The sequence below is a fragment of the Salinivibrio sp. AR647 genome, from assembly GCF_001995415.1.
Lineage (GTDB): Bacteria > Pseudomonadota > Gammaproteobacteria > Enterobacterales > Vibrionaceae > Salinivibrio > Salinivibrio costicola.
On sequence record NZ_MUFE01000016.1, the window covers coordinates 43535 to 57697 of the forward strand.

12 protein-coding genes and 1 rRNA gene are annotated in these 14163 nt (G+C 50.6%); 6 read left to right on the top strand and 7 right to left on the bottom strand.

Annotated elements, in window-relative coordinates; all coding sequences use genetic code 11:
* Positions 1-98: 98 nt before the first annotated feature.
* The gene (locus BZG76_RS14740) at positions 99-1409 is read left to right on the top strand and encodes an anaerobic C4-dicarboxylate transporter family protein (RefSeq protein ID WP_077461905.1); all 1311 of its coding nucleotides are present in this window, start codon (positions 99-101) and stop codon (positions 1407-1409) included.
* Between the two features lie 75 nt (positions 1410-1484).
* On the opposite strand, the gene aspA is transcribed toward BZG76_RS14740, so the two are convergent.
* Positions 1485-2936, bottom strand: coding sequence for an aspartate ammonia-lyase (gene aspA / locus BZG76_RS14745; RefSeq protein WP_394329758.1), 1452 nt, complete (start codon positions 2934-2936; stop codon positions 1485-1487).
* Positions 2937-3242: 306 nt separating this feature from the next.
* Between aspA and BZG76_RS14750 the strand changes: the two genes are divergently transcribed.
* The gene (locus tag BZG76_RS14750) at positions 3243-3764 is read left to right on the top strand and encodes an FxsA family protein (protein WP_021024090.1); all 522 of its coding nucleotides are present in this window, start codon (positions 3243-3245) and stop codon (positions 3762-3764) included.
* 131 nt (positions 3765-3895) lie between these two features.
* Here the strand turns inward: BZG76_RS14750 and BZG76_RS14755 are convergent, their stop codons facing one another.
* The 4 genes from BZG76_RS14755 to BZG76_RS14770 are packed head-to-tail and all read right to left on the bottom strand — an operon-like array spanning position 3896 to position 8685.
* Positions 3896-5854 carry an acetoacetate--CoA ligase gene (locus BZG76_RS14755; protein ID WP_077461906.1) on the bottom strand — a complete coding sequence of 653 codons (1959 nt, stop codon included), beginning with the start codon at positions 5852-5854 and terminating at the stop codon, positions 3896-3898.
* Positions 5855-5863: 9 nt separating this feature from the next.
* Positions 5864-6484 (bottom strand): maleylacetoacetate isomerase, encoded by a 621-nt coding sequence (maiA, locus tag BZG76_RS14760; RefSeq protein WP_077461907.1) that lies wholly within the window; start codon positions 6482-6484, stop codon positions 5864-5866.
* Positions 6485-6544: 60 nt separating this feature from the next.
* Positions 6545-7531, bottom strand: a complete 987-nt coding sequence (locus BZG76_RS14765) for a fumarylacetoacetate hydrolase family protein (protein WP_077461908.1) — start codon at positions 7529-7531, stop codon at positions 6545-6547.
* A 14-nt stretch (positions 7532-7545) separates the two neighbouring features.
* Entirely contained in the window at positions 7546-8685 is a 1140-nt protein-coding gene (locus tag BZG76_RS14770; RefSeq protein ID WP_074214047.1) for a homogentisate 1,2-dioxygenase, read from the bottom strand.
* Positions 8686-8932: 247 nt separating this feature from the next.
* Between BZG76_RS14770 and BZG76_RS14775 the strand changes: the two genes are divergently transcribed.
* Entirely contained in the window at positions 8933-9406 is a 474-nt protein-coding gene (locus BZG76_RS14775; protein ID WP_077461909.1) for a MarR family winged helix-turn-helix transcriptional regulator, read from the top strand.
* Here BZG76_RS14775 and BZG76_RS14780 read toward each other — a convergent pair.
* Positions 9376-10725, bottom strand: coding sequence for an MATE family efflux transporter (locus BZG76_RS14780; RefSeq protein WP_077461910.1), 1350 nt, complete (start codon positions 10723-10725; stop codon positions 9376-9378). The two genes, BZG76_RS14775 and BZG76_RS14780, sit on opposite strands and share 31 nt — an antisense overlap.
* A gap of 219 nt (positions 10726-10944) precedes the next feature.
* Between BZG76_RS14780 and BZG76_RS14785 the strand changes: the two genes are divergently transcribed.
* Together BZG76_RS14785 and groL are read left to right on the top strand one after the other, a co-directional pair.
* The gene (locus BZG76_RS14785) at positions 10945-11235 is read left to right on the top strand and encodes a co-chaperone GroES (protein WP_021024083.1); all 291 of its coding nucleotides are present in this window, start codon (positions 10945-10947) and stop codon (positions 11233-11235) included.
* A gap of 43 nt (positions 11236-11278) precedes the next feature.
* Positions 11279-12925: a chaperonin GroEL gene (gene groL / locus BZG76_RS14790; protein ID WP_021024082.1), complete on the top strand. Its 1647-nt coding sequence runs from the start codon at positions 11279-11281 to the stop codon at positions 12923-12925.
* A gap of 77 nt (positions 12926-13002) precedes the next feature.
* Here the strand turns inward: groL and BZG76_RS14795 are convergent, their stop codons facing one another.
* Positions 13003-13335, bottom strand: a complete 333-nt coding sequence (locus BZG76_RS14795; RefSeq protein ID WP_077461911.1) for an SMR family transporter — start codon at positions 13333-13335, stop codon at positions 13003-13005.
* Between the two features lie 537 nt (positions 13336-13872).
* Between BZG76_RS14795 and BZG76_RS14800 the strand changes: the two genes are divergently transcribed.
* Positions 13873-14163, top strand: a 16S ribosomal RNA gene (locus BZG76_RS14800); the annotation flags it as partial.

Below are 14163 nucleotides of genomic sequence, written 5' to 3' on the forward strand. Positions count from 1 at the left end.
ACGGGGCCTGGTTAGACTTTGGCCATGGTGCTGGGCGCGTTTGCTCTCGTGTGTGAACGCGACGTAGTGGGAAAGTCTATCCAAAGTAGGAGAAAATTATGTTTTTGGTTGAGTTATTAGTGGTACTCAGCTGCATCTTAGTGGGTGCCCGTATCGGCGGCATCGGTTTAGGTGTGATGGGCGGGCTTGGACTTTTAGTGTTGAGCTTTGTGTTCGGGTTGCAACCGACGCATCCTCCGATTGATGTTTTATTAATGATCATGGCGGTAGTTGCCGCCGCCGCGACCATGCAAGCGGCAGGGGGCCTCGATTTTTTAATTAAAATTGCCAGTGGCATTCTGCGCAAAAATCCACGTCATATTACTTTTGTTGCGCCTTTAGTGACGTATGTCTTTACCATGATGGCAGGGACGGGACACGTGGCGTACTCGGTATTGCCAGTTATTGCCGAAGTGAGCCGCAAAAGCGGGATTCGTCCTGCCCGCCCTCTCGGTATGGCGGTGATTGCCTCACAGTTTGCGATTGTGGCCAGCCCGATTGCCGCTGCTGTGGTTGCATGTGTCGCCTTTTTAGAGCCGCAAGGCATCACACTGACAGATGTTCTATCAGTGACCATTCCTAGCACCTTTATCGGTTTGGCGCTGGCGTGTGTGATCGTGAATAAACTGGGCAAAGAGCTTAAAGACGATCCTGAATATCAACGTCGCCTGCAAGATCCCGACTTTCGTCGAGAAATGGAAGCCGATTTGGCCGTTGAAGATATCGAAGTCACGTCGGAGGCGAAAAAATCGGTCGCATTGTTCTTATTCGGTGCGTTAGCCGTGGTCATTATGGGGGCTTTCCCTGCTTTGCGTCCGGCATTTGATGGTGAGCCAATGGGCATGGCCCACACCATTGAAATCGTCATGTTGTCGGTTGCTGCGTTAATTATTCTGACTTGTAAACCAGACGGTAATGCGATTAGCCAAGGCTCAGTATTCCATGCTGGGATGCGTGCCATCGTTGCTATCTTTGGTATTGCTTGGTTAGGGGATACCTTGGTTGCCGGCCATCTAGATATGGTCAAAGACGCGGTATCTGGCTTGGTTGAAGTGGCGCCCTGGACATTTGCTTTTGCCTTATTTGCCCTATCAGTGATGGTGAATAGTCAAGGTGCAACGACGGCGGTGCTTGTTCCAGTAGCGATTTCGCTTGGCTTACCTCCTTCGATGATCATTGCCACCTTTGTTGCGGTAAATGGTTATTTCTTCGTCCCGAATTATGGTCCGATTATCGCTTCAATTGATTTTGACCGCACCGGTACCACGCGGATTGGTAAGTATGTGTTCAACCATAGCTTTATGTTGCCAGGCTTACTGAGCATGGTCTTTAGTATTGCATGTGGTTTGTTGATTACCCAGGTGTTGTAGCGGCTGTTTCACCGGCATGAAAAAGGGCGCTATAAGCGCCCTTTGTTGTTTTATGGTTGTTGTGATTTTGACCGACTAAGCGTTAAAGCGTTTACCGCGGTATTTGGGGTGCATGAGGTTCTCAACGGAGAAAATCTCATCAAGCTCAGACTCTGTCATCAAACCACGCTCGAGTATCACCTCTTTAACACTTTTACCGGTTTCCGCACAAATCTTGCCGACAATATCGCCTTCGTGATGACCGATAAAGGGGTTGAGATAGGTGATAATCCCAATCGAGTTATGCACGTAGTGCTCGCACACTTCTTGGTTAACCGTAATCCCGCTTACACACTTCTCACCCAAGTTCCGGCAGCCATTCGCCAGGATGGAAATAGACTCAAACAGTGCCTGCCCAATTACGGGCTCCATCACGTTAAGCTGAAGTTGGCCGGCTTCGGCAGCAAAGGTGATGGTAGTGTCGTTCCCCATGACTCGATAACAAACCTGATTGACTACTTCAGGGATCACCGGGTTGACCTTGGCAGGCATGATGGATGAACCGGCTTGCATTTCAGGCAAGTTAATTTCATTCAGTCCTGCACGAGGGCCAGAAGAAAGTAGGCGTAAATCATTACAGATCTTCGATAGTTTCACCGCCAGGCGTTTTAGCGCGCCATGCACCATGACATAGGACCCACAGTCTGAGGTGGCTTCAATCAAATCTTCTGCCGGGATACAAGGTAAACCAGTAATCTCTGCAAGACGTTTCACCGCCAGTTGCTGGTAACCTTCTGCAGCATTCAACTTCGTCCCGATCGCGGTGGCGCCTAAGTTCACTTCTAAAAGCAGGGCCGCCGTATATTTGATGTTTTTAATCTCTTCACGCAGCAGCACAGAGAAGGCTTTGAACTCTTGTCCCACTGTCATCGGCACCGCATCTTGCAGCTGGGTACGGCCCATTTTTATGACATGAGCGTACGTGTCTGCTTTGACATCGAATTCTTTTTGTAAGTAATCAATCGCATCCATCAGTTTGAGAATGCTGTTATATACCGCAATTCGAAATCCGGTTGGATACGCACAGTTAGTGGATTGGCTCTTGTTGACGTGATCGTTAGGGTTAATCACATCATAATCGCCTTTCTCGTGCCCCATCAGTTCAAGCGCAAGGTTGGCAATTACCTCGTTGGCGTTCATGTTTACCGAGGTGCCTGCGCCGCCTTGAAAGACATCCGAGGGGAACTGATCCATGCATTTGCCGGTTTCCAACATCTGGTCACAGGCTTTGATGATGTAATCACCGACGTCAGCAGGGATCACGCCAAGTTCTTGGTTGGCCATTGCGGCGGCCTTTTTGGTGTAAACCATGCCGCGTACGAAATCTGGGATATCAGAAATACGGGTGCTTGAAATAGTGAAGTTCTCAATCGCGCGCAAGGTATGAATGCCATAATACGCATCTGCAGGCACCGCTCGTTGGCCGAGTAAGTCCTCTTCCAAGCGGGTGGCAGTGGTTTGCGTAGGGGTATCATTGGGGGTAATAATCGTCTGAGACATGCGTTGGCCTTAACATCAAGTTATTATAATGATTAAAACGTCGCCACAAATATTGCTGTAGAATCCATTCCTCAGAGATTTTGGCTGGATGTATCGTCTATTACATCGTTTCAACCCATATTACAGCACATGATGCGGTTGAAATGGCTGACTTCCGTCACAGCTGTAACATGATGACTAAACAAAATGCGCTTTCTTGCGCTGGGATTCAAGCAGTAAATACAGGATCCCGGTTCGGCTTTTGCCTTATTTTGATGTTAGGATGAAACGTCAATTTTTAGCGCGAGGTGAACCGTGTTTCCAGTCTTACTACTGCTATTTATTCTGGTCCCAGTGATCGAAATTGGCCTATTTATTCAGGTCGGCGGCTGGCTGGGCTTGTGGCCGACCTTGGCGTTGGTTCTGATCACGGCATTTGTCGGTGCGTCTTTGGTCCGTAATCAGGGGTTGATGACGCTGGCCTCGGTGCAGGACAGACTCAATCGCGGTGAGTTACCGGCGCAGCAAATCCTTGAAGGCGTGATGCTTGCGGTAGCAGGTGTCTTGCTGTTGACGCCAGGCTTTATGACCGATGCGATGGGGATGTTGGTGCTGCTACCAGCACCGCGTGCGGCGCTCGCCAAACAAGTGATGAAACGGGTCACTGTGTCTCAAGCGGGCTTTGGCCAAGGCGGCTTCCACCAAGGAGGTAATACGCAAGGCCCCTTTGGTGACGATCCTTTTCGTCGTGGCGGGCGCGATGACGATGGCAACACCTTTGAAGGTGAGTACGAGCGTAAAGACGATGACGACGATGACAATCATCGCCTAAGATAACGTTTACGTTGTAAAAAACATCGACAAAAATGGCCGCACACTGCGGCCATTTTCAGTTTTTTGCGGACCTTATGGGCCTATTGCACTATTGTCGTTTATTCAGCGAGTGTCGTTTATTCAGCGAGTGTCGTTTATTTAGCGAGCTCAGGGCGTTGGCGATATTGGTCGAGTGATGCTGGGTTATCCAGTGCGCTTAACTGTGCCACGTCTTGGCCATGGACCACATCGCGCACCGCCAACTCAGCCAGTTTGCCTGACTTGGTGCGCGGAATATCGCTCACCTCGGCAATCACCGTGGGAACATGACGCGGTGTACACTGGGTGCGGATGGTTTTTTTGATGGCTTGCTTGATTGGCTCATCCAGTGTCACTCCGGCGGCGAGTTTGACGAATAGCACCACGCGGACATCATTTTGCCATTGCTGACCAATGACCACTGAATCGATGATCTCGCTAAGCTGATTTACATGGCGATAGATTTCCGCCGTACCAATTCGCACCCCGCCTGGGTTTAATACCGCATCAGACCGACCATAAAACACCATGCCACCTTGTTCGGTCAGGCGCACATAGTCACCATGGAACCAGATGTCATCAATCTTGTTCCAGTAGGCATTGTGATAGCGACTGCCATCGGTATCGTGCCAAAAGCCAACCGGCTGGTTGGGGAAGCTATTACAACACACCAGCTCACCTTTTTGCTCTTCAACCGCTTGGTCTTGGGCGTTAAACACTTGTACATCGAGCGCCAAGCCCCGCTTTTGGCTTTCACCGCGATAAACCGGTGATAGTGGGCTGCCAAGAACAAAACAGCCACAAATGTCGGTGCCACCCGCAATCGAGCTTAATTGCAGATCAGACTTTATTTTTTGATAGACATAATCAAACTGCTCGGGCGCAAGTACCGAGCCGGTCGAACATAGGACGCGTAGCGACGCCAGCGAGTAATCATCTTTCGGCGCTACGCCTTGTTTTTCCAATGCCTCTAAGTATTTGGCTGCGGTGCCAAAAAGGGTGAGCCGGTGCCGCTCGGCCAGTCGCCAAAGTACCCCCGCATCCGGATAAAACGGCGAGCCATCATAGAGCACCAAGGTCGCGCCGCTTGCTAAAGCACTGACCTGCCAATTCCACATCATCCAGCCGCAGGTGGTGAAGTAGAAAAAGCGATCGCCGGGGCGCACATCCGAATGGAGCTGATGCTCTTTCAAATGATTGAGCAATATCCCCCCTACCGAATGAATAATGCACTTGGGCTTACCCGTGGTGCCGGAAGAGTAAAGCACAAAGAGTGGGGCATTGAACGCCACGCGGGTAAAGCGAAGCGGCGGCACGTCCTTGACTAATAAGTCCTGCCAGTTATCCACGCCAGCAGGTAAAGAAGGTCGATCGCCATCAAAGGGGATCACCACGAGGCGCTTAATGGCCGGTACGTTACCCACCACCTGCTGTGCTTTATTCAGGTAGTCATAGGTTTTGCCGTTATAGTGGTAATGATCGGTGGTAAACAGCACTTTGGGCTCGGTTTGGCCAAAACGGTCTAACACACTGTCGACGCCAAAGTCCGGTGAGGTTGAGGTCCAAATCGCGCCCAGAGCCGCGGTGGCAAGCATTGCAATCACGGTTTCAGGCAGATTAGGTAAATAGCCAGCAACCACATCGCCCGGCTGAACACCTTGCATATCTAGGTAGTGACGGATGGCCGCGWCCTGATCGACGAGCTCACGCCAAGTGAGAGTTCGTGCTACCTCATGCTCACCGCTAAAAATCATCGCCGGTTGGTCGGCATATTGCTCTGCGTGCTTGAGCAGGTTTTCGGCATAGTTCAGACGTGCGGTGGGAAACCAGTGGCTATCTCGATTGGGGTGCTCGGGATCGATATCGCATACTCTCTCGCCCGGATCGCCGATCACGCCGGCAAATTGCCATAACTGTTGCCAAAAATCGCCGCTTTGACGTACTGACCATGCATAAAGATCGTCATAACCACTCAGTTGGGTGTCGTGAGTCTGATTCACGGCACGGATAAACGCAGCGAGTAACGTGTGGGTTTGACGTTCCTTATCCGGCGCCCACAACAATCCGTCTTTCATGTCCTCTCCTTAGCCCTTATCAGGGTGTGCCTGTATAAATGCATCCAGCGTTTGGCATCGTGATTCAATGCGTGTCAGGGTTGGGTAGGCCGTTAAATCAAACGCAAATCGGCGTGCATTAAACAGCTGCGCAACCAAACAAATATCGGCCAAATTGGGCGCTTCTCCGCCGATAAAGGGGCTGTCTAGTCCTTGTAGTTTGGCTTCCAATCCATCGAACCCTTGGTTTAGCCAATGGTGATACCAAGTGATTTTGTCATCATCACTGTGGCCAAAGGGGCCGGTTAAGTATTGCAGAACCCGCAAGTTATTGAGTGGATGCACATCACAGGCAATATCGAGTGCCAGTGAGCGGCACTGGGCCTTTTGCACTGGATCATCGGGGAGTAGTTTGACCTGCGGATAGCGCTCATCGAGGTATTCGATAATGGCCAGTGATTGGCTCAAGGTGACATCGCCATCGACCAAGGTAGGCACTAAACCGGCGGGATTGAGTGAACGATAGGCGTCACTGTGCTGGTGTTTATCCAGCAGAGAAACGGTTTCTCGTTGGTAGCTTAGGCCTTTAAGGCCAAGGGCGATGCGGACGCGGTAGGCCGCGGTCGACTTACTGTAATCATAAAGCAGCATACAAGCTCCTAGACGGCGTCAACGTCAAGCGCGCCTAGAGGTACTAGGCGCGCATCAAGGTTACTCTGCGATGTAACGGGTCACAGTTTGCTCAATGGCGCCGAAAATAGACGCATCTTGGCTGTCGCGCATATCGATAGTGACGCTATCGCCAAAGGTCATAAACGGAGTTTTTGCCTCGCCTTGGTCGATAATTTCCAGCATGCGCTTTTCGGCTAAGCAGCATGAACCTTTACTGCGATCGGTATTGGACACCGTGCCGGAGCCAATAATGGTCCCGGCACTGACATGACGGCTTTTCGCTACATGGGCGACCAGTTCGGCAAAATCAAAGGTCATATCGACACCCGCATCGGGTGACCCGAACCAGTCGCCGTTGAGGGTGACATGCATCGGCAAGTGGACTTTATGGTCGCGCCAGTGATCGCCAAGCTCATCGGGGGTAACCGCCACCGGCGAAAAAGCAGAGGCGGGCTTGGATTGGAAAAAACCGAACCCTTTGGCAAGCTCGCCGGGGATCAGGTTGCGCAGAGAAACATCGTTGACCAGCATCAGCAATTTAATGTGTTGGCCGGCTTTGTCAGCGCCTAGGTGCATGGGCACATCATCGGTGACGACGGCTAGCTCGGCTTCAAAGTCACAGCCCCACGCATCATCGACCAATTCAATCTCATCACGCGGACCAAGAAAGCCATCAGACATGCCTTGATACATCAAAGGATCGGTCCAAAAACTCTCAGGCATTTTTGCACCGCGTGCTTTGCGCACCAGTTCAACGTGGTTAACGTAGGCGCTACCATCCGCCCACTGAAAGGCGCGGGGCAGCGGTGAGTCGCAGACACTTGGGTCAAAGGCAAAAGACTCACTGACTTGGTTGTCGTTAAGCGCGTCATAGCGCTGAGTCAGTTTGGGCGCAAGGGTCGTCCAATTATCGAGTGCCGCTTGTAGTGTGGGCGCAATATCGTCGGCGTGGACGGCGCGAGTAAGGTCGCGAGAGACCAAAATCAATTTGCCATCACGTCCGTGTTTGAGTGAAGCCAGTTTCATTGCTTTCTCCTTCGCTATTCTGCGTCACTTGGCGTGCGCCAAGAGTAGACATAATCGGTCAGTTCGGTGGCTTTCGCCGCGTCGCCCATATCAAGTGGCATGCGGGTATCGATCATCACCGCCACTTCATCGGTCTCTTTTTTCTGATGCTTTTTGCCCGCGGCAAAGGCTTTTGGGTGAGGTCCATGTGGGAAGCCACAAGGGTGTAAGGTCACCATACCGGCATCAATGTTATCGCGGCTGAAAAAGTCACCTTGGTGATAGAAAAGCACTTCATCATAGTCATCGTTATTGTGGTAAAAAGGCACCTTCAGTGCGCCAGGATCCGACTCGATCGGGCGGGGGACAAAGGTACAAATCACAAAACCTTGCGCGACAAAGGTGGTGTGCGCGGATGGCGGCAAGTGATAACGATGGCTCATTAGTGGGCGGATATCTCGCCAGTTAAGCCGGAATACGGTGAGGTTGCCCTTCCAGCCTACGGCATCGAGTGGGTTATAAGGATAAGTGACACGGTTGAGCTGTTGGCGCGATTTGATCATCACCTGCCAGCTTTCGCTATCGGATTGCTGGGCTTTAAAGCTATCGTCAATACGTGCATGTTCTAGCACCGCGGGGTCAAACACCGCATGCTCGCCGACAATGCCTCGTTCGGCGCTCATGTAGGAGCCATGTGTCGCTTCAATCATCAGCAAAGTAGTGGCCTCATCCGGCACCAGTCGCCAGCTGGTGGCACGAGGAATAATCAAGTAATCGCCTTTGCTGTAGCGCAAGTGGCCGTAATCGCAATACAGCGAGCCTTCGCCCTGATGGACGAATAAGCAATCGTCGCCATCGCTGTTGCGCACCAGATAAGACATGGCGGTATCGGTGCGCCATAAGCGAACCTGAACATTGGCATTGGATAACAGCACAGGGGCATCCATTGGCGACGTGCCTTGCGTTTCAACTCGGTTGGTGTCAAAAGCATGCGGTCGCAATGGGCCTTCCCACTCACTCCAGCCCGTCGGGGGATGGCGGTGATACATATGGCTGGCCGGGCCAAAAAAGCCTTCCTTGCCACATTCGCGCTCGTAGGTTCCTTCGGGAAAGTCGCAGTGGGCTTGACGTGAGGCGTCCCCTTCACGAATGGGGAATGAAAACCACTTTCGCATATCTCGCTCCTTGTGCTGGGCGGCCGTGGTCACCGGTACGGCCAAATAGTTTCAAAAGAAACAATCTATCCGTTTATACTAGCGAGCAGACAAGATAAAAAGCAACGTACTGTTAACAAATATTTTACCTTGTCTGTTCAGTATTTTTGCCGCCTAAAAACCGTAAGTGTAAACAAAGCACTACCTTTGCATCTTATCGACGCCTCTCGTAAAGTAAGGTATATGATTTCAATTGAAACTAACTGATATGACCGTTCCGCACCTAGCCCTTGACAGTTTTTTGCCCTACAAATTAGTTCACACCGCAGAGCTGGTTGCCGATAGTCTTGCGGCACGTTATGAAGCAGAGTTTGGATTGTCGCGTCCAGAATGGCGCGTGCTGGCCTCTTTGGGCGCACGGGATGGCGTGATGGCGAAAGATTTAGCCGCAGAAACGCGGTTGGATAAAGTGAGAGTGTCGCGCTTGCTTACCCGTTTAGAGCAGCATCAGTTGGTAGAGCGACGCGCGTGTCAAGGTGATCAGCGCGCCGCGTTAGTCCATTTGACCGACAAAGGCCGCACCCATTATCAGACCATTATTCCCAAGGTGTTGGAGTGGGAAAAAGCCATGCTTGAGGGACTCAGTGCGGCGCAGTATCAAGCCTTATATCAGGCATTAGATGCCTTGCAGCACCGAGTGTATCACTTGGATCAGACCGGCAGTGACGAAGCCAGTGTTTGACGGCGCAACACCACGGCATACAGGTACGCCATAATACCGGCCAGTAGATTGGCAACAGCGATTCCCGCAAACAGGCCATGGGTGCCGTTGACCATGCCGCCCAGCCACGCACAGGGCACTAAGAAAACAAACAAACGCACTAGGTTGCAGGTGAACGAATGCAGCGAACGCTTCATGGCATTCAGGCCACCGACCAATAACATCAAGGTGCCTTGTAAGCCGTAACTGGCCGGGACCACCATCAAATAGTGGGCAATTTCTTGTTGAACCCGCACATCGTCACTGAACACATCCGCAATCAGATCGATAAAAGGCCACAGCGATAAGTACAAGGCAAATTGGAACAAGATAGCAAAGCGCATCGCACTGAACAGCGCCTGAAAGGCCCGCTGATGGTATTGGGCGCCAAAGTTTTGCGACATTAAGGGCGTAAGCGAAGACGTCATTGCCATCATCACTATCAATAAAATCGCTTCAATCCGTTGCGCGGCGCCATAGGCGGCAACGCTTTCTGTGCCTTGTGAGGCGAGCATCATCATTAATATGGCAGCTGCGGCGGGGTTGAGCGCATTGGTCATTCCAGCAGGCATGCCAATTTTAAGAATTTGGCTCACATCGGTGCCAATCTGTTGCCATTGCGGCGCAATCAGTAACTGCTCTCGTCGAGTGAGTACGATAAGTGCAGCGAGCATGGCACCGGCCCAGCTCAAGGCACTGGCGATAGCGGCACCTTGCACGCCTAGTTCAGGGAAAGGGCCTAAACCAAAAATTAGCAAGGGGTCGAGAACGCCATTAATCAGCCCAGAGACCATCATGATTTTGGCTGGGGTTTTGGTATCACCTGTGGCACGAATGGCGGCATTACCTGCCATCGGTACCACCAATAAAGGAATCGTGAGGTACCATATCTGCATATATTCATGGATCAGTGGAAGTAAATCTTTACTGGCGCCTAATGCAGAAAAAACGGGAACAATGGTGGCAGCACCCAACCAGCCAACCAACATCACGAGCAACAAGGCCAATAATAATCCGTGGGTTGATACGCGCGCCGCATCTTGGTGATCTCCTTGGCCGAGTAAACGTCCGACAAGTGCTGCAATACCGACTCCTAACCCGAGAGTGATGGAGTTCACCGCAAAGGTGATAGGAAAGGTAAAACTCACCGCTGCCAACGCCTCTGTCCCTAGTTGCGAGATAAAAAAGGTATCGACCACGTTGAACATGATGATCGCAAACAGGCCGAACACCATTGGAATCGTCATTTTGCGCAAGGTTTGATTAATTGGAGCAGAAAGCAACCCGTGTTTATCGTTCATAGTCTCTGATCGCTGAGTTGGGACGGCTTACCCTAGCGGATCCGCATAAGGTGAGAAAGTTACGTGTCTAAAAAAAACAAAAAAATTGCTGTAAAGCCCTTGGGAAAGAAAAAGTCCGTCCCCACATAGGGAGAGACATCAGGTACCGGACGCATGTACGGCCTGTGTGCATACTTACTTCATCAAACGGAACATCATTACTAATTCAGGAGACGACCGATGAACATTCGTCCACTACATGATCGCGTTATCGTTGAGCGCCAAGAAGCTGAGTCTAAATCAGCGGGCGGCATCGTGTTAACTGGTTCTGCTGCAGAAAAATCTACCCGCGGTAAAGTACTGGCGGTAGGTAAAGGCCGTATTCTTGAAAACGGCAGTGTGCAGCCGTTGGACGTTCAAGTGGGTGACACTGTTATCTTCTCTGAAGGCTTTGGTACCAAAACCGAAAAGATCGAGGGTCAAGAGGTTTTGATCTTGTCTGAAAGCGACATTATGGCAATCGTTGAGTAATTCATTTCACCTCCAATCAATAACGTAAGAAAGGAATAAAAACATGGCTGCTAAAGACGTTAAATTTAGTGACGACGCACGTGCGAAAATGCTCGAAGGTGTGAATGTTCTGGCGGATGCCGTTCGCGTCACCCTGGGCCCTAAAGGCCGTAACGTAGTGCTCGACAAATCATTCGGTGCACCAACCATCACTAAAGATGGTGTTTCTGTTGCGCGTGAAATTGAGCTGGAAGACAAATTCCAGAACATGGGCGCGCAAATGGTGAAAGAAGTCGCTTCACAAGCCAATGATGCGGCGGGTGACGGCACGACCACAGCGACCGTATTGGCGCAGTCTATTATTAGCGAAGGCCTAAAAGCAGTTGCTGCGGGCATGAACCCAATGGATCTGAAACGTGGTATCGACAAAGCTGTCGTTGCCGCGGTGGAAGAGCTGAAAAATCTGTCTGCACCTTGCACCAGCAACAATGCTATTGAGCAAGTGGGAACTATCTCGGCAAACTCTGACCACACCGTTGGTAAGCTTATCGCACAAGCAATGGACAAAGTGGGCCGTGACGGTGTGATCACTGTTGAAGAAGGGCAGTCACTGCAAGACGAACTGAGCGTTGTGGAAGGCATGCAGTTCGACCGTGGTTACTTGTCTCCGTACTTCATTAACAACCAAGAAGCCGGTAATGTTGAACTGGATAACCCATTTATCCTACTGATCGACAAAAAAGTCTCTAACATTCGCGAACTACTGCCAACCCTTGAAGCGGTTTCTAAAGCGTCTCGTCCGCTGCTGATCATTGCAGAAGATCTTGAAGGTGAAGCGCTGGCCACCTTGGTGGTAAACAATATGCGCGGCATTGTCAAAGTGGCAGCAGTGAAAGCACCTGGTTTTGGTGATCGTCGTAAGGCGATGCTACAAGACATCGCGACCCTGACTGCAGGTACTGTCGTGTCTGAAGAGATCGGTATGGATCTTGAGAAAGTGACACTAGAAGACCTTGGCCAAGCCAAGCGTGTCACCATTACTAAAGACAACACCACAATTGTTGATGGTATTGGTGAAGAAGCGGCGATCGAAGGTCGTGTTGCTCAAATTCGTCAACAAATCGAAGACGCGACGTCTGACTACGACAAAGAAAAACTGCAAGAGCGCGTTGCCAAACTGGCTGGCGGTGTTGCGGTGATTAAAGTCGGTGCAGCGACCGAAGTTGAAATGAAAGAGAAGAAAGATCGCGTTGAAGACGCATTGCACGCAACCCGTGCTGCGGTTGAAGAAGGCGTGGTTGCCGGTGGTGGCGTTGCGCTTATTCGTGCTGCAAGCAAAGTCGGTGAGCTAAAAGGCGATAACGAAGAGCAAAATGTCGGTATCCGTGTGGCGCTACGTGCGATGGAATCACCACTGCGTCAAATCGCCACTAACGCAGGTGACGAAGATTCAGTGGTTGCGAACAACGTGAAAGCGGGTGAAAACCACTTTGGCTACAACGCATCAACTGGTGAATACGGTGACATGATTGAAATGGGTATCCTGGATCCAACCAAAGTGACGCGTAGTGCGCTTCAGTTTGCGGCATCCGTGGCTGGCCTGATGATCACCACCGAAGCCATGATTACTGATCTGCCACAAAAAGATGGCGGCGCTGATATGGGTGCTGCTGGAATGGGCGGTATGGGAGGAATGGGCGGCATGATGTAATCTGCCTCTCCTCCTTAAAGAAAAAACCCAGCTTCGGCTGGGTTTTTTCGTTCTCGGGCTGACGCCAATAACGCGACTCAGTGCGGAGACGCAGATGAAAAAATATTCATCACTGCTACACCCGAGACAATCAGTACCATGCCGATAATCGCCGCTGTATCGAGTTTTTGGTCAAAGACAAGCCAGCCAATTAAAGCAATCAATGTTACGCCAGCACCTGCCCAAATTGCATAAGCGATACCAACCGGTATAGCGCGTAGTGTCAGCGCGAGTAAATAGAAAGAAAAACTGTACCCCACTACGACTAACACCGAAGGGACGAGCTTTGAAAAGCCGTCGCTATTTTTGAGTGACGCCGTTGCAATTACTTCTGCCACAATCGCAAACCCCAGAAAAAGCCAGTGCTTCATATCGATGACTCCCAAGTGAGAAACAGGCCGACTATGCTACCAGCCCCTTTTCATGATGTATGCCTCATTTTTTCTAGAGAAAGGTGAAAATTTCGACTATGTTAATAAATCCAAACAAAAACAAGCCTTGCCTGAATGTTAAAATAGACAAAAAAAACGACTTAGTATGTTTTTTGTGCGGGTGAGTTTTTTTTTGCAAAAAGGGGTTGCGGTAAAAACTGAGATCTCTATACTGCGCTTCCTGTCGACGGGGCAACGAGACGTAAGTCACGAAATGCAAACCACTAAGTCGACACGCTCTTTAACAATTTGACCTATGCAATCTGTGTGGGCACTCGTTGAGAATAGACAAAAAGATTTATTCGATGAACTGAGTGACCAATTCATGTTGGTACAGCCTTGAGCTGTTTTGATTTCACTTTTTTAAAAGTGGATGCCAACAAGAGCACAGTCAATTCGTTTGTCTCGCAAGAGACGAACAAAACAGTATTTATCGAGCCGTTTGTCTTTTCTTAGGAAAAGCAAACACCAAAACTTTAATTGAAGAGTTTGATCATGGCTCAGATTGAACGCTGGCGGCAGGCCTAACACATGCAAGTCGAGCGGAAACGGCRGTATTGAAGCTTCKGTGGATTTACTGGACGTCGAGCGGCGGACGGGTGAGTAACGGCTGGGAACCTGCCCTGACGAGGGGGATAACCGTTGGAAACGACGGCTAATACCGCATAATGTCTTAGTTCATTACGAGCTGGGACCAAAGGTGGCCTCTACATGTAAGCTATCGCGTTGGGATGGGCCCAGTTAGGATTAGCTAGTTGGTAAGGTAAT

Excerpts from the sequence above, each read along its gene's own strand:
- BZG76_RS14795 (WP_077461911.1), bottom strand. The coding sequence starts at position 13,335 with ATGAAGCACTGGCTTTTTCTGGGGTTTGCGATTGTGGCAGAAGTAATT.
- groL (WP_021024082.1), top strand. The coding sequence starts at position 11,279 with ATGGCTGCTAAAGACGTTAAATTTAGTGACGACGCACGTGCGAAAATG.
- maiA (WP_077461907.1), bottom strand. The coding sequence starts at position 6,484 with ATGCTGCTTTATGATTACAGTAAGTCGACCGCGGCCTACCGCGTCCGC.
- BZG76_RS14775 (WP_077461909.1), top strand. The coding sequence starts at position 8,933 with ATGACCGTTCCGCACCTAGCCCTTGACAGTTTTTTGCCCTACAAATTA.
- BZG76_RS14765 (WP_077461908.1), bottom strand. The coding sequence starts at position 7,531 with ATGAAACTGGCTTCACTCAAACACGGACGTGATGGCAAATTGATTTTG.
- BZG76_RS14780 (WP_077461910.1), bottom strand. The coding sequence starts at position 10,725 with ATGAACGATAAACACGGGTTGCTTTCTGCTCCAATTAATCAAACCTTG.
- BZG76_RS14770 (WP_074214047.1), bottom strand. The coding sequence starts at position 8,685 with ATGCGAAAGTGGTTTTCATTCCCCATTCGTGAAGGGGACGCCTCACGT.
- BZG76_RS14785 (WP_021024083.1), top strand. The coding sequence starts at position 10,945 with ATGAACATTCGTCCACTACATGATCGCGTTATCGTTGAGCGCCAAGAA.
- BZG76_RS14740 (WP_077461905.1), top strand. The coding sequence starts at position 99 with ATGTTTTTGGTTGAGTTATTAGTGGTACTCAGCTGCATCTTAGTGGGT.